The organism is Nocardia brasiliensis IFM 10847, from assembly GCF_000710915.1.
Lineage (GTDB): Bacteria > Actinomycetota > Actinomycetes > Mycobacteriales > Mycobacteriaceae > Nocardia > Nocardia brasiliensis_A.
Genome location: NZ_BAUA01000139.1, coordinates 1 through 511, shown reverse-complemented (window position 1 = coordinate 511; position 511 = coordinate 1). Strand labels below are relative to the sequence as shown.

General features: G+C 71.0%; 1 pseudogene. It reads left to right on the top strand.

The window, feature by feature from the left end:
- Window positions 1–511: pseudogene (locus NBRGI_RS27180) on the top strand (ABC transporter); the annotation flags it as partial.

Below are 511 nucleotides of genomic sequence, written 5' to 3'. Positions count from 1 at the left end.
ACCCTGGTCGGCGGTCCGCGCATCATCTTCCTCGACGAGCCCACCGTCGGACTGGATCCGCGCAGCCGCCGCGTGGTCTGGGAGATCGTGCGCGACCTGGTCGCGGGTGGCGTCACCGTGCTGCTGACCACGCAGTACCTGGAGGAGGCCGATCAGCTGGCCGATCGCATCGCGGTGCTGCACGGCGGGCGCATCGTCGCCGAGGGGACCGCGGACGAACTCAAGCGCCTCGTCCCCGGCGGCTACATCCGCCTCGACTTCGCCGACCGGGACGGACTGACCGCCGCGGCCCGGGTGTTCGGCGGGGCCGCACAGGTCAATGGCGACCTGACCCTCGCGATTCCCAGCGACGGCGGTGTTCGTTCGGTGCGCGAGATGCTGGACCGCCTCGACGCCGAGCGCATCGAACCCGAGGGACTGTCCGTGCACACTCCCGATCTCGACGACGTCTTCCTCGCCCTGACCGGCTCCGAACCGGCCGACACCGACCGCGCCGACATCGACCGCATCG